13 protein-coding genes and 2 pseudogenes are annotated in these 20,896 nt (G+C 69.1%); 4 read left to right on the forward strand and 11 right to left on the reverse strand.

The features are described 5' to 3' along the window. Positions 1-40 precede the first annotated feature (40 nt). Both PKO50_RS12960 and PKO50_RS12965 read left to right on the forward strand, forming a co-directional pair. Complete coding sequence (locus PKO50_RS12960; RefSeq protein ID WP_089393561.1) at positions 41-367, forward strand: tryptophan synthase subunit beta; 327 nt, start codon at positions 41-43, stop codon at positions 365-367. 155 nt (positions 368-522) lie between these two features. After that, positions 523-1,233: a 2OG-Fe(II) oxygenase gene (locus PKO50_RS12965; protein ID WP_275629931.1), complete on the forward strand. Its 711-nt coding sequence runs from the start codon at positions 523-525 to the stop codon at positions 1,231-1,233. A 326-nt stretch (positions 1,234-1,559) separates the two neighbouring features. Here the strand turns inward: PKO50_RS12965 and PKO50_RS12970 are convergent, their stop codons facing one another. The 6 genes from PKO50_RS12970 to PKO50_RS12995 all read right to left on the reverse strand — a co-directional run bounded on the left by PKO50_RS12970 (position 1,560) and on the right by PKO50_RS12995 (position 7,734). Continuing rightward, the gene (locus PKO50_RS12970; protein WP_256596017.1) at positions 1,560-2,624 is read right to left on the reverse strand and encodes a 2,3-butanediol dehydrogenase; all 1,065 of its coding nucleotides are present in this window, start codon (positions 2,622-2,624) and stop codon (positions 1,560-1,562) included. A 64-nt stretch (positions 2,625-2,688) separates the two neighbouring features. After that, a complete protein-coding gene (locus tag PKO50_RS12975; RefSeq protein WP_275629932.1) occupies positions 2,689-3,801 on the reverse strand; it encodes an acetoin dehydrogenase dihydrolipoyllysine-residue acetyltransferase subunit in 1,113 nt (370 codons plus the stop codon). Next, a complete protein-coding gene (locus tag PKO50_RS12980) occupies positions 3,798-4,817 on the reverse strand; it encodes an alpha-ketoacid dehydrogenase subunit beta (RefSeq protein WP_089393460.1) in 1,020 nt (339 codons plus the stop codon). Before PKO50_RS12980 ends, PKO50_RS12975 begins: the two co-directional genes overlap by 4 nt. 88 nt (positions 4,818-4,905) lie before the next feature. Next, positions 4,906-5,880 (reverse strand): thiamine pyrophosphate-dependent dehydrogenase E1 component subunit alpha, encoded by a 975-nt coding sequence (locus PKO50_RS12985; RefSeq protein ID WP_275629933.1) that lies wholly within the window; start codon positions 5,878-5,880, stop codon positions 4,906-4,908. Continuing rightward, on the reverse strand, positions 5,861-6,937 hold the full coding sequence (locus PKO50_RS12990) for an NAD(+)/NADH kinase (RefSeq protein WP_275629934.1): 1,077 nt from the start codon (positions 6,935-6,937) through the stop codon (positions 5,861-5,863). The genes PKO50_RS12985 and PKO50_RS12990 overlap by 20 nt, the downstream gene beginning before the upstream one ends. Beyond that, positions 6,934-7,734 (reverse strand): SDR family NAD(P)-dependent oxidoreductase, encoded by an 801-nt coding sequence (locus PKO50_RS12995; RefSeq protein ID WP_275629935.1) that lies wholly within the window; start codon positions 7,732-7,734, stop codon positions 6,934-6,936. Before PKO50_RS12995 ends, PKO50_RS12990 begins: the two co-directional genes overlap by 4 nt. A gap of 307 nt (positions 7,735-8,041) precedes the next feature. On the opposite strand from PKO50_RS12995, the gene PKO50_RS13000 reads away from it, so the two are divergent. After that, positions 8,042-9,919: a sigma-54-dependent Fis family transcriptional regulator gene (locus tag PKO50_RS13000; protein WP_275629936.1), complete on the forward strand. Its 1,878-nt coding sequence runs from the start codon at positions 8,042-8,044 to the stop codon at positions 9,917-9,919. A gap of 909 nt (positions 9,920-10,828) precedes the next feature. On the opposite strand, the gene PKO50_RS13005 is transcribed toward PKO50_RS13000, so the two are convergent. Next, on the reverse strand, positions 10,829-12,283 hold the full coding sequence (locus tag PKO50_RS13005) for a mechanosensitive ion channel family protein (RefSeq protein ID WP_275629937.1): 1,455 nt from the start codon (positions 12,281-12,283) through the stop codon (positions 10,829-10,831). 74 nt (positions 12,284-12,357) lie between these two features. Then, on the reverse strand, positions 12,358-13,170 hold the full coding sequence (locus PKO50_RS13010; protein ID WP_275629938.1) for an aminotransferase class IV family protein: 813 nt from the start codon (positions 13,168-13,170) through the stop codon (positions 12,358-12,360). A 111-nt stretch (positions 13,171-13,281) separates the two neighbouring features. On the opposite strand from PKO50_RS13010, the gene gcvA reads away from it, so the two are divergent. Beyond that, complete coding sequence (gcvA, locus tag PKO50_RS13015; protein ID WP_275629939.1) at positions 13,282-14,214, forward strand: transcriptional regulator GcvA; 933 nt, start codon at positions 13,282-13,284, stop codon at positions 14,212-14,214. A 559-nt stretch (positions 14,215-14,773) separates the two neighbouring features. Here the strand turns inward: gcvA and PKO50_RS13020 are convergent. From PKO50_RS13020 to mexE, 3 genes and pseudogenes are all read right to left on the reverse strand, one after another. Next, positions 14,774-16,170, reverse strand: a pseudogene (locus PKO50_RS13020) (TolC family protein). Then, a pseudogene (locus tag PKO50_RS13025) lies at positions 16,167-19,351 on the reverse strand (efflux RND transporter permease subunit). Before PKO50_RS13025 ends, PKO50_RS13020 begins: the two co-directional pseudogenes overlap by 4 nt. 118 nt (positions 19,352-19,469) lie before the next feature. Then, entirely contained in the window at positions 19,470-20,702 is a 1,233-nt protein-coding gene (gene mexE, locus PKO50_RS13030) for a multidrug efflux RND transporter periplasmic adaptor subunit MexE (RefSeq protein ID WP_109934457.1), read from the reverse strand. Between the last annotated feature and the right edge of the window lie 194 nt (positions 20,703-20,896).

Below are 20,896 nucleotides of genomic sequence, written 5' to 3' on the forward strand. Positions count from 1 at the left end.
TCCGTCCGCACCCTTGACAATGACGGTTAGGTTGATCCGCATGGTTTACGTACAACGCGATGGGCAGGGAAGGCTGTTGAGAGTGGAGACCCAGCCCTTCGAGGGCATGAACGACACGCTGGCCTACCAGAGCGAGGAGCTCGGCCAGTGGCTGGACGCGCGCACCGAGGTGCGCAGCCGGCTGGACCTGCTGCGCCATTCCGACCTGGAAGTGATCCGCGTGCTGGAAGACGTGGTCAACGTGCTGGTCGAGCGCGGCGTGATCCGCTACACCGACCTGCCCGAGGCGGCCCGCCGCAAGCTCGACGAGCGCGCAGTGGCACGGGCCGAGCTGGAAGGCCTGGCGGACCATCCCGGCGACGACTGAACCGAGCGTCGCACCGAGGCGCTTTTCGTAGGGCATTCCTCCTGCGACTGTAGGCGCGAGCTTGCTCGCGAACCCCGGGTTTGAAAGCCGGCATCGGGGCGCACGCCGGCGCGCCGCTTGCCTAGACTGGCGGCATCGCCCCTCGGAGCCCGCCCATGTCCTCACTCGCCGAGCGCATCGCCGCCCTGGACTGGCCGGCCCTGGCCGCGCAGCTGGATAGCGACGGCCACGCCCAGGTCCCCGGCCTGCTCGACCGGCGCCAATGCCAGTGGTTGCGGGCCCTCTATGCCCGTGACCAGCCCTTCCGCAGCCGGGTGGTCATGGCCCGCCACGGCTTCGGCCTGGGTGAATACCGTTACTTCGCCTATCCCTTGCCGGCGCCGCTGCAGACCCTGCGCGAAGCCTTCTATCCGCCCCTGGCGGGCATCGCCAACGCCTGGCAACAGCGCCTGGGCCTGGCCCCGGCCTACCCGGCGCGGCACGCCGAATTCCTCGAACGCTGCCACGCCGCCGGCCAGCTGCGGCCCACGCCCCTGCTGCTGCGTTATGGCGCGGGCGACTACAACTGCCTGCACCAGGACCTGTACGGCGAACTGGCCTTCCCGCTGCAGGTCGCCATCCTGCTGTCGCAACCGGACGAGGAATTCACCGGCGGCGAATTCGTCCTCGCCGAACAGCGCCCGCGCATGCAATCGCGGGTGGAAGTGGTGCCGCTGCGCCAGGGCGATGCGCTGCTGTTCGCCGTCTCGCAGCGGCCGGTGCGGGGTGCCCGCGGGGATTACCGGGTGAACATGCGGCATGGGGTCAGCCGGTTGCTTTGGGGGGAGCGGTTTACATTGGGTGTCATCTTTCACGATGCGCTTTGAGGGGGAGTCCGCAACCCTCACCCCAGCCCTCTCCCAGAGGGAGAGGGGGCTAGTCCGTGCCGAGAGAGGATTTGGTGTCAGCCGGCAACTCGGTACAAGCCGGCTAACACGGAAATATCAGCGCACTCCAACGCGCCGAGGCTGCCGGCTAACGCCATAACATCAAACCCTGCCCAACGGCCCCCTCTCCCTCTGGGAGAGGGCTGGGGTGAGGGCTGCCGGGCTTGCAGCAAACACCCAAGGCCCTGCTTGGGCACCGATGCACACAAAAAAAGCCCCAGCCTGGCGCCGGGGCCGGGCCGTCGCCTGCGGCCCAAGGTCGGAGGTCAGGCCGCCCGTGGCGTCACTATGATCTTCACGTTGTGCTCCTTGTTGTTCACCAGTTCCTCGAAGCCCTTCTCGACGATCTGCTCCAGCTCGATGCGCCCGGTCACCAGGGGCGCGATGTCCAGGCGGCCGTCGGCGATGAAGGCGATCACGTCGGCGAACTCGCCGTTGTAGGCCAGGGAGCCGAACACCTGCTTCTCGGTGGCCACCAGTTCGAAGAAGTTGAACGCGCTGGGCTCCTCGAAGATGCCCACCAGCACGCAGGTGCCGGCCTTGCGGATGGCGTCGATGGCCAGCTTGGCGGTGTGCTTGTTGCCGATGCACTCGAAGCTGACGTCGGCGCCCAGGCCATGGGTGAGCTTGCGCACCTCTGCCAGCACGTCGCACTCGTTGGGGTCGAGCACGTGGCTGGCGCCGACCTCACGGGCCTTGGCCTTGCGCGCCGAGGACATCTCCAGGGCGATCACCTGGGCTGCGCCGGCGGCTTTCGCGCACATGATGGTGCACAGGCCGATGGTGCCGGCGCCGACCACCACCACGTTGCGCCCCAGCAGGCTGCCGGCCTTCTTCACCGCGTGCATGCCCACCGCCAGCGGCTCGATCAGCGCGCCGGCCTCGGCCGGGAAGCCGTCGGGCAGCTTGTACAGCAGGTTGGCCGGCACGTTCACCCATTCGGCGAAGGCGCCGTTGTTCATCAGCCCGGTGAAGGCCAGGTTCTCGCAGATGTTGTACAGGCCGTGGCGGCAGTAGTAGCAGGTGCCGCAGTGCTGGCAGGCGTCGGCGGCCACCACCTCGCCGGCGGCGAAGCCCTCGACGCCCTCGCCGAGCTTGACGATCTCGCCGCAGAACTCGTGGCCGAGGATGCACTGGCCCTTGATGCCGGTGAGCGGGTGCGGCGCCTCCACCGGGATGAACACGGGGCCTGCGACGTACTCGTGCAGGTCCGAGCCGCAGATGCCGCACCAGTGCACGCGGATCTGCACCCAGCCGGGCGGCGGCTCGCCGGGCAGCGGCACGCTTTCCACGCGGATGTCGTTGCGCCCGTGCCAGACCGCCGCGCGCATGCTGTTGGGGGTGATTGTCATGGTTGTCTCCCGGGGCCCGGCCGCGCGGCCGGGCCCTCGTCGGTCAATGGCGTTCGAGGAAGTCCAGCAGCAGGGCGTTGACCGCCTCGGCTGCCTCCATCTGCAGCATGTGCGCCTGCGCCGGCAGCACGTGGACCTCGGCGCTCAGGCCCTGGGCGTGGCTGGCCGGGATGATGGCGTCGGCCTCGCCCCAGATCACCAGCGCCGGGTGCCCGCCGGCCTCCAGCACGCCGCGCAGGTCCACCTGCTGGCGGCCGTCGGCGAACAGCTTGCCGGTGAGCTGGCGCAGCGCCGCGTCCACGCCTTCCAGGCGCTTGAACCTGAGCATGTCTTCCAGCATCTGCCGGGTGACCAGCGCCGCGTCGGAGAACAACTGCACCAACTGCGGCTTGAGGGCGTTGCGGTTGCCGGCCTCGACGAAGCCCTGCAGGTAGCCGCCGTTGATCTCGGCACCCAGGCCGGCGCTGGCCAGCAGGCCCAGCGAGCGCACCCGCCGGGGCGCCAGGCGCGCGGTGTTCAGCGCCACGGCGCCGCCCATGGAATGCCCGGCCAGGTGCGCCTGCTCGATGTCCAGGTGGTCGAGCAGGGCCAGCACCGCGCCGCTCAGCTCGTCCAGGTCGCCGCGCTGCAGCGCCTTGGCCGACTCGCCGTGGCCCGGCAGGTCGAGGGCGATGACGCGGCGCCCGGCGGCCAGCGCCTCGTGGTTGAACAGCCAGTTGTTGAGGTCGCCGCCGAAGCCGTGGATCAGCAGCAGCGGCACGCCGCCTTCGCCGCGCTCGAAGTAGCGCAGCACGCGGCCGTCCAGCTCGACCTTCTGCGGCGCCGGGCCGCTGTCGGCCTCGCCGTCGCCGCCGGGGACGAATTCGGCCTGGAAGCGCTCCACCACCGCGTCTATCTCTTCCTCGCTGGCCTCGCCCTCGACCACCACGCCGAGCAGCGCGCCCACCGGCAGGGTCTCGTCCTCGCGCGCCACCTGGCGCCGCAGCACGCCGGAGAAGGGCGCCTCGACGCTGCTGCTGATCTTGTCGGTCTCCACGTCGAGCACCGCGTCGCCTTTCTCGATGGCCTCACCATCCTGCTTGAGCCAGGCGTCGATGCGGCCTTCGGTCATCGACAGGCCCCACTTGGGCATGGTCAGGGTATGGATCCGGCTCATGCCACCTTCCTCCCTTGCACCAGCTCCAGCACCGTGGCCTCGATCTTCGCCGCGCTGGGGATGTACAGGTCCTCCAGGGCGTCGGAGAAGGGCACCGGGGTGTGCGGCGCGGTGACCTGGCGGATCGGCCCCTTGAGCGCGTCGAAGGCCTGTTCGGCGACCAATGCGGAAATATCGGTGGCCAGCGAACAGCGCGGGTTGGCTTCGTCGATCACCACCAGGCGCCCGGTCTTCTCCACGCTTTCGAGGATGCTGTCGGCATCCAGCGGGCTGGTGGTGCGCAGGTCCAGCACCTCGCAGGACACGCCCTGGCGCGCCAGGCTGGCGGCGGCGTCCATGGCCAGGTGGACCATGCGCCCGTAGGTCACCAGGGTCACGTCGTCGCCGTCACGGAGGAAGTTGGCTTCGCCGAAGGGCACGCTGTACAGCTCTTCCGGCACCTCGCCCTGCATCGAGTAGAGCAGCTTGTGCTCGCAGAAGATCACCGGGTCGTTGTCGCGGATGGCCTGGATCAGCAGGCCCTTGGCGTCGTACGGCGAGGACGGGCAGACCACCTTCAGCCCGGGGATGTGCGTCCACAGCGCGGTGAGCATCTGCGAGTGCTGGGCGGCGGCGCGCAGGCCGGCGCCGACCATGGTGCGGATCACCAGCGGGGTCACCGCCTTGCCGCCGAACATGTAGCGGAACTTGGCGGCCTGGTTGAGGATCTGGTCCAGGCAGCAGCCGGCGAAGTCGACGAACATCAGCTCGCACACCGGGCGCAGGCCGCGGGTGGCGGCACCCACGGCGGCGCCGACGTAGCCGATCTCCGACAGCGGGGTGTCCAGCACGCGGCCGGGGAACTGGTGGTAGAGGCCCTTGGTGACGCCGAGCACGCCGCCCCAGGCGTCGTCCTCGCCGGGTGCGCCGGCGCCGCCGGCATTGTCCTCGCCCATGATGAACACCGTCTGGTCGCGGCGCATTTCCTGGGCCAGGGCTTCGTTGATGGCCTGCTGGTAGCTGATCTTTCTGGCCATGATGGCTCTCCTCTCATTGTTCTTCTGGGCCGAGTCGCTGGGCCCCCGCGTTCGCGGGGGTGACGGGGAAGCGCTCGGCGCGGGAATGTCAGGGATAGGCGACGTACACGTCGCTCAGCAGGTCGGCGGGCGAGGGCTTGGGATCGGCCTTGGCGCGCGCCACGGCTTCCTCGATGCTCGCTTCCACCTCGGCGTCGATGGCGTCCAGGGCCGCGGCCTGGAGCAGGCCGGCGCGGGTGGTGCGCTCGCGGAACTGCATCAGGCAGTCGCGCGTCTCGCGGTAGTGCTTGACCTCGTCGGGCGCGCGGTAGGTCTGGGCGTCGCCTTCGAAGTGGCCGTAGTAGCGGGTCAGCTTCACCTCGATCAGCGACGGCCCTTCGCCGGCGCGGGCGCGTTCCACGGCGGCGCCGGCGGCTTCGTGCACGGCGAAGAAGTCGAAGCCGTCCACCGTCACCCCGGGCATGCCGAAGCCGGCGGCGCGGTCGGCGATGTGGTCGCAGGCCACCGACCAGTTCGATGCCGTGGCCTCGGCGTAGCCGTTGTTCTCGGCGACGAAGATGCACGGCAGGTTCCACACCGAGGCCAGGTTCATGGCCTCGAACACCGCGCCCTCGTTGGAGCCGCCATCGCCGAAGAAGGCCACCGCCACCGCGCGGTTGCCCTTGAGCTTGGCAGCCAGCGCCGCGCCCGCCGCCAGGGGCGCGCCGGCGCCGACGATGCCGTTGGCGCCGAGCATGCCCTTGGACAGGTCGGCGATGTGCATGGAGCCGCCCTTGCCCTGGCAGACGCCGGTCTTCTTGCCGTAGATCTCGGCCATCATCCCGTACACGTCCACGCCCTTGGCGATGCAGTGGCCGTGGCCGCGGTGGGTGGAGGCGATGCAGTCCTCGTCGTCGAGGTGCGCCATGACCCCGGCGGCGGAGGCTTCCTCGCCGGCGTACAGGTGCACGAAGCCGGGGATCTCGCCGGTGGCGAATTCCACGTGCAGGCGTTCCTCGAAGGCGCGGATGGTGCGCATCACACGGTAGGCGTGGAGCAATTGCTCAGTCGATAGCGTGGACATCTTGTTGTTCTCCAGGGTGGTTCACGGGCTTGCCAGGAACGGCCAGCAGGCGATGGCAGGCGGCGAAGGCCAGGGCGGCCTCGACGTCGATGCTCAGCGGGCCGTCGAGTTCGAGGGTGATGCTGGGGCGGTCGCTGGCGGCGAACTCGATCTCGCGTTCGCCGTCCAGGGCCAGGGTGCCGGCGCTCAGCAGCGGCAGGCGCGGCACGCCGGGCTCCAGGCTGCCGCTGGCGATGATGCCGCAGGCCTGCAGCAGGCCCGGGGCCAGGGGCGCCAGCAGCGCCTCGCCGGCCTGCGGGCCCAGGCGCAGCCAGCTGCCGCGCGGGCAGCGCCGCGACGCCGGGTTCCACAGCCCGCACAGCGACGACAGGCCGATGGCGTGGGGCTCGGCGAAGGCGGCGTAGATTTCCGCCAGGTCCTCGGCGCGGCTGATGGCGCGGGCGCCGGTGAAGGTCAGCGGGGAGACCGCGACTTCCACCAGGGCGATCTCGTCGATGCCCCGCGCCGGCAGTCGCACCCGCAGGCGCTTGTTGCGCCGCAGGGCGATCTCCGCCGGGATGCGCCCGCCGGCGTAGAGCCCGCCGGCCAGGCCGGCGCCGGTGGCCTCGCGCAGTTCCGGGAAGGCGTTGTTGGTGCCGGTGGACAGGCACAGCAGGGGAATGTCGCCGACCTCGGCGGCCACCGCCTTGTGCGTGCCGTCGCCGCCGAGCACGGCGACCAGGGCCACGCCGCGCTCGGCCAGCATCCGCGCGGCCCGGCGGGTGTCCTCCACGCTCTGGCGCAGCGGCATGTCGAGGAACTCCAGGCGCGGCCAGTGGCTGTCGTGGGCGTGGCGGCCGGCGCTGGCCTTGAGCACGGCGGCGGCGATGCCGGTCATGTCCGGCGGCAGCAGCACCTCGTCCACCCCGGTGGCGCCGAAGGCGCCGAGCAGGCGCTGCACCACCGCGGCCTTGTCGGTGCTGGAGTAGAGCCCGGCGTTGGCGGTCAGCCGGCGCAGGTCGCGGCCCGAGGCCGGGTTGGCGATGATGCCGATGCGCAGGGGCATGGCCGCGCTCACAGCGAGAAGCCGCCGTCGACGGCGATGGCCTGGCCGGTGACGTGGGGCGCGCAGGCCAGGTACACGGCGAGCTGGCCCATGTCTTCCACGGTCTGCGCCTCGCCCTGGGGCAGCAGGCTGGCCTGGTGGCGTTCCCAGGATTGCGCCTCGCTCTCGCCCGGCTGCGCCCAGCGCCCGGAAAGGCCCTGCTCGCCGCGCCACATGCCGGTGCCGACGATGCCCGGGCACAGCGCGTTGACGGTGATGCCCTCGCGCGCCACCTCCTTGGCCAGGGCATTGCTGAAGCCGACCACGGCGAACTTCGAGGCGCTGTAGTGGGCCAGGTCCGGGAAGCCGACCTTGCCGGCGATGGAGGCGACGTTGATGATCCGCCCGAAGCGCTGCGCGCGCATCAGCGCCAGTTCCGCCTGGCAGCAGAGGAACACGCCGCGGGCGTTGACGTTCATCACCCGGTCCCAGTCCTCGACGCTCAGCTCGGTGACCTTGTGGATGCTGATGATCCCGGCGTTGTTCACCGCCACGTCGAGGCGGCCGCGCTGGCGTTCGATCTCGCCGAGCAGGGCCTGCACGCTCTGCGGGCTGCCGACGTCCACCGTCAGCGCCAGGGCCTGGCCGCCGAGGGCGCGGACCTGGGCGGCGCCTTCCTCGGCCAGGGCCTGGTCGAGGTCGGCGATCACCAGCTCGGCGCCGGCCATGGCCAGGCTGCGGGCGATGCCCAGGCCGATGCCGCGGCCGGCGCCGGTGACCAGGGCGAGCCGGCCGGCCAGGGAGAATTGCGAAGGGGCAGTAACGGACATGACGCACCTCTGGTTGTTGTTGTGGGGTGCGGGACGGCGTCCCGGTGTCGCCAGGGCTGGAGCAAGGGCGGTGCCAGGGAACGGCCTGCAGGGCGGAATGGCGCGTGCCAGAGCGGCCCGCTCGAACTTGCGGGGCCGCTTCGCGGGGCGCGGGGTGAGACGCGCCATGTCAACCTGCACGGTGCCCCGGCGAGACGCCGAGACGCTGCGTCTCACCCGGGGGCCGGCCGTCCGCGGCGCTTGTGGTGCCGGCGGTGCGGGGCTTAAATGACCGGCACAAGAACAAGGAACGAGCCGTGGAGGCCCCATGCTGCCTGCCTACTCGAAAGCCCACGTGGACTGCGTCAGCCGCGTGTTGCGCCACGCCGGGCGCCAGCCCGAAGCCCCGGTGCCGAACCTGATCCTCGACTCCTGGCGGCGGTCGATGGAACAGCACCACCTCGACCCGGGTTCGCTGCAGGGCCCGCGCATCCTCAGCCAGACGCTGCTCAAGGAATGCCGCGAGCGCGCCGACAGCTTCCTGCGCATCGCCGGCGAGGAGGTCTCGCGCCTGCACGGCCAGGTGCGCGACGCCGACTACTGCGTACTGCTCACCGACGCCCAGGGCCGCACCATCGACTACCGCGTGGAATCCGCCATCCGCGGCGACTGCCGGCGCGCCGGGCTGTACCTGGGCACCTGCTGGTCGGAAGGCGAGGAGGGCACCTGCGGGGTGGCCGCGGTGCTGACCAACGGCGTGCCGGTGACAGTGCACAAGCGCGACCACTTCCGCGCCGCCTTCATCGGCCTGACCTGCTCGGCGGCGCCGGTGTTCGACCCCTGGGGCGAACTGCTCGGGGTGCTCGACGTGTCCGCCGTGGAATCCCCCGACGACCGCCGCAGCCAGCACCTGATCCGCCAGATGACGGTGCAGAGCGCGCGGCAGATCGAGAACGCCTTCTTCATGCACAGCACCCGCGGCCAGTGGGTGCTGCGCGCGCACGCGGCGCCGGGCTACGTCGACAGCCAGCCGGACTACCTGTTCGCCTGGGACGCCGACGGCCGCCTGCAGGCGCTGAACCCGGAGGCGCGGCGCTACCTGCAGGCGCGCTACGGGCAACTGCCGCAGCACATCGGCGAAGTCTTCGACCTCGACCTGTTGCGCGCCGCCGCCGACGAAAGCCCGCGCCACGTTGCCGAGCACGGCCTGCACGTGCGCCTGAGCGCGCCCAGGCGCGCGGTCAGCGTGGCCATGCCGGCCACGGACGCCACCCGGCTCGACCCGCGCGTGGCCGAGAGCCTGCGCCTGGCGGTACGGGTGAAGGACCGCAACCTGCCGGTGCTGGTCCACGGCGAGACCGGCGCCGGCAAGGAAGTCTTCGCCCGCCAGCTGCACGAGGCCAGCGCGCGGCGCGACAAGCCCTTCGTCGCACTGAACTGCGCGGCCATCCCCGAGAGCCTGATCGAGAGCGAGCTGTTCGGCTACGTCGCCGGCGCCTTCACCGGCGCCGAGCGCAAGGGCATGCGCGGGCTGCTGCAGCAGGCCGACGGCGGCACCCTGTTCCTCGACGAGATCGGCGACATGCCCCTGGCCCTGCAGACGCGCCTGCTGCGGGTGCTGGCCGAAGGCGAGGTGGCGCCGCTGGGCGCGGCCCGGCGGCAGGCGGTGGACATCCAGGTGATCTGCGCCAGCCACCGCGACCTGGCGGCCCTGGTGGCCGCCGGCGAATTCCGCGAGGACCTGTACTTCCGCCTCAGCGGCGCGCGCTTCGAACTGCCGCCGCTGCGCGAGCGCAGCGACAAGCTGGCGCTGATCAACCGCATCCTCGACGAGGAAGCGTCACGCTGCGGCCTGCGCCTGGGCCTGGGCGAGGCCGCGCTGGAATGCCTGCTGGGCTACCGCTGGCCGGGTAACGTACGCCAACTGCGCCACGTGCTGCGCTACGCCTGCGCCATCTGCTCCGGCGAGAGCATCCGCCTGGAAGACCTGCCCGAGGAACTGCGCGGTGCCGCCGCCCAGCCGGCCCACGAAACCCCCGCCAGCCCCGAGCGCCAGGCCCTGCTCGACGCCCTGGTGCGCCACCGCTGGCAGCCGGGCCCCGCGGCCCAGGCCCTGGGCATCTCGCGGGCGACGCTGTACCGGCGGGTGAAGCAGCACGGCATCGAGATGCCGCGGGTGAAGCGCGAGCCCGGCTGCTCTTCGTAGGATGGGTTGAGCCTTTGCGAAACCCATGCGGCCATGGCGATGGGTATCGCTTCGCTCAACGCCATCCTACGGCACCACAACCTTTCCCCGTTCCTGCAGGTCGACGCCGGATTGCCCGCCCATGCCGGACAGCCCCTCTCCCGCTTGCGGGAGAGGATCCGAAGCACAGGAGGCACGGTCGTAGGAGCGGACTCCGTCCGCGATGGCCGGATCCACCGGCGCGATTCGCGGATAAGATCCGCTCCTACGCCACCCCACCCACGCCATTCCCATGCAGGAGCGCGCCCTGCGCGCGAATCGCGGGCAGGGCCCGCTCCTACAGGTCGACGCCGGATTCCCCGCCCATGCCGGACAGCCCCCTCTCCCGCTTGCGGGAGAGGATCCGATGCACAGGAGGCACGGTCGTAGGAGCGGACTCCGTCCGCGATGGCCGGATCCACCGGCGCGATTCGCGGATAAGATCCGCCCGCCACACCACCCACGCCATTCCCATGTAGGAGCGCGCCCTGCGCGCGAATCGCGGGCAGGGCCCGCTCCTACAGGTCAACGCCGGATTTCCCGCCCATGCCGGACAGCCCCCTCTCCCGGTTGCGGGAGAGGATCCGAAGCACAGGAGGCACGGTCGTAGGAGTGGACTCCGTCCGCGATGGCCGGATCCACCGGCGCGATTCGCGGATAAGATCCGCCCGCCACCCCACCCACGCCATTCCCCTGTAGGAGCGCGCCCTGCGCGCGAATCGCGGGCAGGGCCCGCTCCTACAGGTCGACGCCGGATTCCCCGCCCATGCCGGACAGCCCCCTCTCCCGCTTGCGGGAGAGGGTTGGGGAGAGGGGGCGGCGCCGATCCGAAGCACAGCCGCCGCCGGGTAGCGCCATTCGCGCGGCACGAATCACGGACAAGATCCGCGCCTACGAATGGCGGCGCAGCCCCGCCAGCCACTGCAGCAGGCCGCGGCGCGGTGCATGCACCGGTGTTTCCACCAGCAGCGCCGCGCTGGCCTGCTGGCGGTAGTCGAGCAGCCGGGCCATGGCTTCGGCGATCTCCTGGCGCGCTTCCAGGCAGGGCTGCAGGGCCTGGCCGTCGATGCGGTACAGGCGGCCGTCGCTCAGGGCGGCGAAGCGTGCCTGCCAGCCGCTGTGGCTGAGCACCCCGGCCTCGCCTATGACCTCGCCCGGGCCCATGCGCCCGGCCTCGACGCTGCCGGCGTCGCGCGGCAGGGTCACGCTGACCACGCCGGATTCGAGGATCAGCAGGTCGTCGCTGACCTCGCCGACCTCCAGCAGCACCTCGCCGGCCTTGAACGCTCGCGGGCGCATGTGCTCGGCCAGGGCGTCCTTCTCTTCGTCGTTCAGCGCGGCGAACAGCGGCGATTCGCCGAGCAGGCGCCGCGCCCCCGACAGCAGGGCGTGCGCCGCCTGCACCTCGGGCACGCTGAGCAGGCTGATGCCGGCGGCCTGCAGGTGGCGGAAGGCCAGGTCGTGGAGCTGGTTGCGCACTTCGCGCTTCTCGCCCATGGCGGCCACGTAGCCGCTCATCTCGTACTCCACGCCGTTGCCGCCGGCCTTGCGGATGCTCACGCTCGGCGCTGGATTGGGCAACAGGGTGCGGCAGCCGCGCAGGGCGCGCTCCAGGGCCTCGATGACCGGGCGCGGGCGCACCAGCGGGCTGATCTCCAGCACCACGCTGACGCCATAGAGGTTGGCCGGGCGGCTCAGGTTGAGCAGCTTGGCCTTGGCCGCCAGGGAGTTGGGAACCACCGCCAGGCTGCCCTGGGCGGTCTGCAGGTAGGTGGAGCGCCAGTCGATCTCCACCACCTTGCCCTCGGTGCCGTCGATGGAAATCCAGTCATCCAGCTGGTAGGGCTTGGTGGTGTTGAGGATGATCCCGGAGAACACGTCGCTGAGGGTGCTCTGTAGCGCCAGGCCGAGCACGATGGCGACCACCCCGGAGGTAGCCAGCAGGCCCTTCACCGGCAGGTCCAGGGCATAGCCGGCGGCGGCGATGATGGCGGCGAGGAAGATCAGCGCACCTATCACTTCCTGCAACAGCCGCCCGGCATGGCCCACCCGCTGCAGCAGCAGGGCGCCGATCAGCACCGTCAGGCAGCGCGCGCCGAACAGCCACCAGAGGATCTGCAGCGCGGTGGCCACCAGGTGGCTGGGCAGGTCCTCCGGCCAGGGCGCCTTCTGCAGCGGGCTGATGCCGGCGTTGAACAGCAGCAGGCTGAACAGCAGGAAGAACCCCAGGCGCATCGCCACCCGCCAGCCGTGTGGCTGCTCGGCCAGCAGCCGCCAGAGCGCCAGGTCGAGCAGTAGCAGGGCAGGGGCGACGAACAGCGGGTGGGCGGTGAGAAGGGCGGGCATGCGGGCGGGCTCCGGGGGCCTGGGCCTTATGAAGATGGCACAGGATCGGGGAGGTTTCGCCAAAGGATGGCGATTCAGGGGGCGACCAGTGGCTCCTGTCCGTAGACATGGTGTAGTAACTCCATGAAGGCCGGGGCTCGCGGAATGAGTGTCGAGCCTATGCGGTGCACGGCTACGCCCGGTGTCCAGGAGTTCATCAGTGCGGCGCCAGCGAATCCCGGCAAATCGGCTGGAGTGATTTCCTGTTCTCGCTGTGGGATGCCGATCCGTGCGAGTTGGCGTCGGACGATGCCCATGGTTGTACCGGCCAGCTTGTCCGCCTGTGGCCAGACCATCGTACTGCCGTCCCAGAAGGCGATATTCCAGATGCTGCCCTCGCTGATGCGCCCATGGCGATCTACGAAGAGCGCATCGTCGAACCCTTGGGCGACTGCCTGGCGCAGCAGGTGGGTCTTGGCGCCTTCGCCCACGTGCTTGATGGTGGGCAGGTAGCGTTCGTGCTCGAACAGCGCCAGCGAGAGAGGTCCCTGCGGGCCGGATGACGCCGGCCCGGTGCGGGTCAGGACGTCGGGCGCGGCAACATCCTCGGCGACGAACTCTCCTGCCGGTGAGTGGAGCGTTACGGTCAGGGAAAGGTCTGCCGGGCCGTTTTCCAGGGTGGCGCGCAGGTAGGAGCGAAGCCGTTCTTCTTCCGGCGGAACTCCGAACAGTGCCAGTGATGCCATCCGCAGGCGCTCCAGATGCAAGTCGAGCCCGCGGATGCGGCGATCGCGCACCTGCATGGCCGTGAAATGGGCAAAGCCGGAGAAGGCCAGCAGCGCCAGGGTTTCCCGGGTGGCGGGTTGGCCGTTGTGCTGGACGAGGGGGACGAAGGATTGGGCGCTCACGGGCTGGCTCCTTGGGATGATGGATATCAAGCCAGGCTATTCTCGATGCGTTGCCGTGCCTTGGGGAAACGAGTAGTTTCCGATGGATCATCAAGGAAATTTTGAAGATCGATGAGCAGATCTCTACCGGGTACACGCCTGCTGAGGACATTCGAGGCGGCCGCACGCCACCTGAATTTCACCCGTGCCGCCCATGAGGTGGGGTTGACCCCCGCGGCGGTCAGCTACCGGATCAAGGAGATGGAGGCGCAACTCGGGCTGACGCTCTTCGTCCGCAGCAGCCGCAGCATCGAGCTGACGCCTGCCGGCCGTGTGCTCTTCGAAGCGGCTGCCGATGCTCTCGACAATCTGCAGCGGGCTACCGCGAGAGCACGGCGCATGCAGCGTGGTGAAGGACACTTGCGGGTGTCTCTGGGCGCCCGCTTCGCCACTCACTGGCTATTACCGCGCCTGGAAGGCTTCAGGACCGCACATCCTGACCTTGAGCTCACGTTTGATATCTCCGACCAGGTTCGCGACTTCGCGGTCGACGATGTGGACGTTGCGATTCGCTTTGGCGCAGGTCACTACGAAAACACCTGCGCCGAGCGTCTTTTCGACAGCGTAGTGGTGCCGGTCTGCAGCCCACGCCTGCTGGCGACGGAGCGGCGCTTGAGTGAGCCTCGCGATCTGCTCGGGGAGATGCTCTGCCACGTCGATTGCGAGGTGAACGGTCTGGTCTGGCCGAACTGGTCGATGTGGATGGTGGCCGCTGGTGTCGATGATTTCGACGCCAGTCGTTCGGTCGCATTCGGCGATTCGAGTCATGTAGTGCAGGCGGTCGTCGACGGCAACGCCATCGGTCTGGTCGAGTTGTCGATGGTCGCCCGAGACTTGGCCGAGGGGCGTCTGGTGCGCCTGTTCGATATCGGTATCAGTCTTACGCCGGAATACGCCTATTACCTGGTCTATCCGCAAGGCATGGGGGCGGATCCGCGTATTTGTGCTCTGCTTGAGTGGATGTTCGAGGAGATTGCTGGGGGAGGTGGTGCTCGTTTTTCCTGAAGGGCCTTGGAGTCTGTGTCGCGGGGTGCAGCCGAGGGTTAGGGAGAGGGAGAGTCAGCCCGATGCACCGGCACAACCGGGAAGCGCTCTTGCCGGTGGGGGAGGGGCTCAAGGGGGGATATCCATGATGTTTCTGGTGTTGGCGGACAGTCTTGCCCTCTCCCTAACCCTCTCCCTGAAGGGAGAGGGGACTGTCCTCTGCGCACTGAAATCCCCGAGCACTCCTGTGGCTTCTGGCTGAAACCAGGCTATCCGCGCACGCCGAACGGCTCCCTCTCCCTTCAGGGAGAGGGCTGGGGAGAGGGGCGGAGTCAGCCCGATGCTCCGGCACCACCGGGAAACTCCGTTCGCGAGCAAGCTCGCTCCTATAGGTGCAGGAGACATGCTTCGTCGTAGGATGGGTTGAGCGAAGCGATACCCATCACCACGGCCACATGGGTTTCGTAAACTCAACCCATCCTACGAAAAGCGCCTATGGCGCAGCGGACATAAAAAAGCCCCGCGGTCAGCAGCGTGCTCCGCGGGGCCAAGTGGCCGGAGAGTGGCCAGGGAGGAACCTTCAGGCCTGGGGCTGTGGCTGCCAGCCGCCCCCAGTGCCTTGTAGATGGCGACTATGCCGCGGTACACGTCGACCTCGGCCAGCGCCTGGGCGTCTTCGGCGGCCAGTTGCTCGCGCTCGGCGTCCAGCAGGTTGAGGAAGTCCAGGGTGCCTTCGCGGTACTGCACGCCGGCCAGTTCGGCGGCCTTGCGGCTGGCCTCGGACTGGCGCACCAGCACCAGCATGCGCTGCTGGCGCTTGCCGTAGTCGCTGAAGGCGTTGGAGGATTCTTCCAGGGCCAGCAGCACCTGCTGCTCGTAGGTGGCGAGCGCTGCGTCGGCGTCGGCCTTGGAGGCGCGCAGGCGGGCGCGCACGCTGCCCAGGTCGAAGGCCGCCCAGCTGATGGTCGGCGACACGCCCCAGGCGCGGGCGGCGCCGGAGCCTATCTGCGAACCGCGCCCGGCGGTGTAGCCGAGGAAGCCGCCAAGGCTCACGCGGGGGAACAGGTCCGCGGTGGCCACGCCGACATCGGCGGTGGCCGCGGCCAGGCGCCGTTCGGCGGCGGCGACGTCGGCGCGGCGGCGCAGCAGGTCGCCCGGGTCGCCGATCGGCAGGGCCTTGGCGATGGCCGGCAGCTGCTTGGGCGCCAGGTCCACGCTCAGCTGGTCCGGACGCTGGCCGAGGAGGGTGGCGATGCGGTTGCGCTGGCGCACTTCCTCGGCCTGCAGTTGCGGCAGGGTGGCTTCGGTGGCGGCCAGGCGCGCTTCGGCGCGCTGCACGTCGAGTTCGTTGCCCACGCCGTTGTCGCGCAGCTGGATGGTCAGGTCGCGGGATTCGCGCTGGTTCTTCAGGTTGTCGCGGGCGATGCCTTCGCGCAGCTGGGCGCCGCGCAACTGCCCGTAGGCGTCGGCCAGTTCGGCGATCAGGCTGACCTGCAGCTGCTGCAGGTCGGCCTGGGCGGCCTGGCTCTGGGCGTCGGCCGATTCCAGTTCGCGGCGCACGCGGCCGAACAGGTCGACTTCCCAGATCATGTCCAGGCCCAGGTCGTAGCGCTCCTGGTTGACGCGGTCCTCGGTCTGCCCCGGCACCTGGCCCTTGCCGACCTCGGAGGACACCCGGCTGGTCACGGTGGGGAAGCGGTCGTTGGAGACGTCGTCGCGGATCGCCCGCGAGGCCAGCACGCGGTCGTAGGCCACGCGCAGCTCACGGTTTTCCTTCAGGGCCTGGTCGACCAGCTGGGTCAGCACCGGGTCGTCGAACTGTTTCCACCAGGCGTCTTCGTAGCGGCTGCGGTCGAAGGACGTGGCGCTGGTGTCGAGCTTGGCCGGCGCGGTGTCCGGCTGTTTGTAGTCAGGGCCGACCATGCAGGCGCTGAGGCTCAGGGCCAGCAGCGCCGGGGCGAAGAGTTGCAGTTTCATGCGTGGTGAGCCTCGTGGGTCAGGCGCGCTTGTTTCTTCGCTTCACGGGCTTCCATGAAGCGGCGGATGAGGACGTAGAACACCGGCGTCAGCAGCAGGCCGAAGAAGGTCACCCCGAGCATCCCGGAGAACACCGCGACGCCCATGGCGTGGCGCATTTCGGCGCCGGCGCCGGTGGACAGCACCAGCGGCACCACGCCCATGATGAAGGCGATGGAGGTCATCAGGATCGGCCGCAGCCGCAGGCGGCAGGCTTCCAGCACCGCGCTGACGCGGTCCATGCCTTCTTCCTGCTTGTCCTTGGCGAACTCGACGATGAGGATGGCGTTCTTGCACGCCAGGCCCACCAGTACGATCAGGCCGATCTGGGTGAAGATGTTGTTGTCGCCGCCGGCGACTATCACCCCGCCGATGGCCGACAGCAGGGTCATCGGCACGATCAGGATCACCGCCAGCGGCAGGCCCCAGCTTTCGTACAGCGCGGCCAGCACCAGGAAGGCCAGGAGCACGCAGAGCGGGAACACGAAGGCCGCGGTGTTGCCGGCGAGGATCTGCTGGTAGGTCAGGTCGGTCCACTCGTAGGTCATGCCGTTGGGCAGTTCCTGCTTGAGCAGTTTCTCCATCGCCGCCTCGGCCTGGCCGGAGCTGTAGCCGGGGGCCGCGGCGCCGTTGATCTCGGCGGTGATGAAGCCGTTGTAGTGCATCACCCGGTCGGGGCCGGAGGTGTCGCTGATCTTGATGAAGGTGGCCAGCGGGACCATTTCGCCCTGGTTGTTGCGCACCTTCAGCTGGCCGATCTGTTCCGGGTCCAGGCGGAAGTTCTGGTCGGCCTGGACGTTGACCTGGTAGGTGCGGCCGAAGCGGTTGAAGTCGTTGGCGTACAGCGAGCCCAGGTACACCTGCAGGGTGTCGAAGATGTCGCTGATGGCCACGCCGTGGGTCTTGGCCTTCTCGCGGTCGATGGCGGCGTCCACCTGCGGCACGTTCACCTGGTAGCTGGTGAACACCGACATGGGGTTCAGCTCGGGCAGCGCGCGGGCCTTGGCCAGGACGTTCTGGGTCTGGTTGTAGAGTTCCTCGTAGCCCAGGCTGCCACGGTCCTCGACCTGCACCCGGAAGCCGCCGATGGTTCCCAGGCCCTGTACCGGCGGCGGCGGGAAGATGGCGATGTAGGCGTCCTGGATGCCGGCGAATTCCTGGTTCAGCTCGGCGGCGATCTCGCCGGCGGACATGCCCGGGCCCTTGCGCTGGTCGAAGTCCTTCAGCGGGGTGAAGACGATGCCGCTGTTGGGGCTGTTGGTGAAGCCGTTGATCGACAGGCCGGGGAAGGACACGGTGTGCTCGATGCCCGGGTGCTTGCCGGCGATTTCCGACATGCGCTTGATCACCGCCTCGGTGCGGTCCAGGGTGGCCGCGTCGGGCAGCTGGGCGAAGGCCACCAGGTACTGCTTGTCCTGCTGCGGCACGAAGCCGGTGGGGGTGCTGGAGAAGCCCAGGTAGGTCAGGCCGATCAGCCCGGCGTAGAGGATCAGCGCGATGGAGCTGCCGCGCAGCACGCGGGTCACGGTGCCGACGTAGCCATGGCTGGCGCGGTCGAAGAAGCGGTTGAACGGGCGGAACAGCCAGCTGCCCAGCAGCGCGTCGAGGATCCGCGAGAAGCGGTCCTTGGGCTCGTCGTGGCCCTTGAGCAGCACCGCGGCCAGCGCTGGCGACAGGGTCAGCGAGTTGAACGCGGAGATCACCGTGGAAATCGCGATGGTCAGCGCGAACTGCCGGTAGAACTGCCCGGTGAGGCCGGAGATGAACGCGGTCGGCACGAACACGGCGCACAGCACCAGGGCGGTGGCGATGATCGGTCCGGTCACTTCCTTCATGGCGCGCTTGGTCGCCTCGATGGGCGTGAGCCCCAGGCCGATGTTGCGTTCGACGTTCTCCACCACCACGATGGCGTCGTCCACCACGATGCCGATGGCCAGCACCAGGCCGAACAGCGACAGCGCGTTGAGCGAGAAGCCGAAGAAGTGCATCACCGCGAAGGTGCCGATCAGCGACACCGGCACGGCGGCCAGCGGGATGATCGAGGCGCGCCAGGTCTGCAGGAACAGCACCACCACCAGCACCACCAGGATCAGCGCTTCGAACAGGGTGTGCACCACCGCCTCGATGGAGCCGCGGACGAAGATGGTCGGGTCATAGACGATGGAGTAGTCCACGCCCTGGGGAATTCCTTCTTCAGCTCGGCCATCTTCGCCCGCACCTCGTTGGAGATGGCGATGGCGTTGGAGCCGGGGCGCTGGAAGATCGGGATGGCCACCGCCGGCTGGTTGTCCAGCAGCGAGCGCAGGGCGTACTGGCTGGAACCCAGCTCGATGCGGGCGATGTCCTTCAGCCGGGTGATCTCGCCGTCCGGACCGCTGCGGATGATGATGTTCTCGAACTCTTCCTCGCTGACCAGGCGGCCCTGGGTGTTGATCGACAGCTGGAAGCTGGTGGCGTTGGGCGCGGGCGGCGCGCCCAGGGCGCCGGCGGCGACCTGGCGGTTCTGCTCGCGGATGGCCGCGACCACGTCGCTGGCGGTGAGGTTGCGCGAGGCCACCTTGTTCGGGTCCAGCCACACGCGCAGCGAGTAGTCGCCCATGCCGAACAGCTGTACGTCGCCCACGCCGTCCAGGCGCGCCAGCTCGTCCTTGATGTTGAGGATGGCGTAGTTGGACAGGTAGAGCATGTCGTAGCGCTGGTCCGGCGAGGTCAGGTGCACGACCATGGTCAGGTCGGGCGAGGCCTTGTCGACGGTGATGCCGATGTGGGTGACCTCTTCGGGCAGCTTCGGCTCGGTCCGCGTCACGCGGTTCTGCACCTGCACCTGGGCGTTGTCCAGGTCGGTGCCCAGGGCGAAGGTGATGGTCAGGGTCATCTTGCCGTCGGCGGTGGACTGCGAGGACATGTAGAGCATGTTCTCGACGCCGGTGATGGCCTGCTCCAGGGGCGCGGCGACGGTCTCGCCGATCACCTTGGGGTTGGCGCCGGGGAAGTTGGCGCGCACCACCACGGTGGGCGGCACCACTTCGGGGTATTCGCTGATCGGTAGCTGGAACAGCGAGATGGCCCCGCCGATCAGGATGATCAGCGAGAGCACGGCGGCGAAGATCGGCCGCTGCACGAAGAATTGCGAGAAGTTCATGGTTCGTTCCTGGAGCGCGACGCGCTAAACCCTGGACAAAGGTCACCCGCGGCCCTGGGTGGGGCCAGGGCCGGGTACTGCGTTCTCTTTCTTGGCCCCGCTCAGGGGCGGGTTGCGGTCAGCCGCGGTTGGGCTTTCCCGGCGACTGCTCGGCCACCTTCGGCGGCTCGCTGTCTTCCACCGCCTGGCGCGAGCGGGCGAGGGCGGCGAGGGTGGCCGGGCTGGCCATGGGCACGCCCTCGGCATCCACCTCGGCGCCGGGGCGCACGCGCTGCAGGCCGTTGACCACGATGCGATCGCCCTTGGCCAGGCCGCTGCGGACGATGCGCAGGCCTTCCAGCTTCGGCCCCAGCTCGATGCTGCGGTAGGCCACCTTCTTGTCGGCGCCCAGCACCAGCACGAACTTCTTGCCCAGGTCGGTGCCGACCGCCTCGTCCTTGATCAGCGCCGCCGGGTAGGTGCCGGAGCCGACCAGCTTGATGCGGGCATAGAGGCCGGGGGTGTAGAAGCCGTCCTTGTTGTCGAACACCGCGCGGCCGCGGATGGTGCCGGTCTTCGGGTTGACCTGGTTGTCGAGGAAGTCCAGGCGGCCCAGGTGCGGGAAGCCGTCCTCGCCGGTCAGGCCCAGGTACACCGGGGTGCTGCCGCGGGCGTCCGGGCCGCCGGCGCGGGCCATGGCCACGTACTTCAGGTACACGCGCTCGTCGGCGTCGAAGTAGGCGTAGACCTTGTCGGTGGAAACCACGCTGGTGAGCAGGGTCTGGCCGGAGTTGACCAGGTTGCCGGCGGTGATTTCGGCGCGTGACACGCGGCCGTCGATGGGCGCGGTGATCTGGGTGAACGACAGGTTCAGCTTGGCATTGTCCAGCTCGGCCTGGGTCGCGGCGACCTGGGCGCGGGCTTCGGTGGCGGCGGCGCTGCGGGCGTCGGCCAGCTCGGCGGAGATGGCGTTGGTGGCGCGCAGGCGGTCACCGCGGGCGGCTTCGTTGACGGTGCGGGTCTGGTTGGCGCGGGCCTGTTGCAGCTGGGCTTCCAGGCGGTGCACCTCGGCCAGGAACGGCCGCGGGTCGATCTGGAACAGCAGGTCGCCTTTCTTCACCAGGGCGCCTTCGCGGAAGGTCACCTTGTCGATGTAGCCGGAGACGCGCGGGCGCAGCTCGACGGATTCCGGCGCCTCCAGGCGGCCGGTGAACTCGTCCCACTCGTTGACCGGTTGTTCGATGACTTCGGCGACGCTGACCTTGGGCGCGGGCATGTTCTGCGCGGCGTCCTGGGTCTTGCCGCAGGCGCTGAGCACCAGGATGGCGGCCAGTGCCAGGGGAATACGCAAGGGGTGGGGTGAACGCTCCATGGGGAAGACTCCGGCATTTTTGATCTAATGCAGCGGAGTCTGCGTTCGAAGCCTCTAAGTCGCTAATCGAACGGGAGCATTCTTATTATCACGGCCAGTGATAAACCCTGTTGCATTATCCGTATCAATCGATGGGGGATTTTCTGCTATCGGCTGCGCCGAAACCCTGTAGGAGCGAGCTTGCTCGCGAACGC

Origin of the sequence: Pseudomonas sp. 273, assembly GCF_029201425.1 — a bacterium.
Lineage (GTDB): Bacteria > Pseudomonadota > Gammaproteobacteria > Pseudomonadales > Pseudomonadaceae > Pseudomonas > Pseudomonas delhiensis.

Bases quoted from the DNA above. Each gene is read 5' to 3' on its own strand.
- PKO50_RS12960 (WP_089393561.1), top strand. From the start codon at position 41: ATGGTTTACGTACAACGCGATGGGCAGGGAAGGCTGTTGAGAGTGGAG.
- PKO50_RS12965 (WP_275629931.1), top strand. From the start codon at position 523: ATGTCCTCACTCGCCGAGCGCATCGCCGCCCTGGACTGGCCGGCCCTG.
- PKO50_RS12970 (WP_256596017.1), bottom strand. From the start codon at position 2,624: ATGCGCGCGGCGGTCTGGCACGGGCGCAACGACATCCGCGTGGAAAGC.
- PKO50_RS12975 (WP_275629932.1), bottom strand. From the start codon at position 3,801: ATGAGCCGGATCCATACCCTGACCATGCCCAAGTGGGGCCTGTCGATG.
- PKO50_RS12980 (WP_089393460.1), bottom strand. From the start codon at position 4,817: ATGGCCAGAAAGATCAGCTACCAGCAGGCCATCAACGAAGCCCTGGCC.
- PKO50_RS12985 (WP_275629933.1), bottom strand. From the start codon at position 5,880: ATGTCCACGCTATCGACTGAGCAATTGCTCCACGCCTACCGTGTGATG.
- PKO50_RS12995 (WP_275629935.1), bottom strand. From the start codon at position 7,734: ATGTCCGTTACTGCCCCTTCGCAATTCTCCCTGGCCGGCCGGCTCGCC.
- PKO50_RS13000 (WP_275629936.1), top strand. From the start codon at position 8,042: ATGCTGCCTGCCTACTCGAAAGCCCACGTGGACTGCGTCAGCCGCGTG.
- PKO50_RS13005 (WP_275629937.1), bottom strand. From the start codon at position 12,283: ATGCCCGCCCTTCTCACCGCCCACCCGCTGTTCGTCGCCCCTGCCCTG.
- gcvA (WP_275629939.1), top strand. From the start codon at position 13,282: ATGAGCAGATCTCTACCGGGTACACGCCTGCTGAGGACATTCGAGGCG.
- mexE (WP_109934457.1), bottom strand. From the start codon at position 20,702: ATGGAGCGTTCACCCCACCCCTTGCGTATTCCCCTGGCACTGGCCGCC.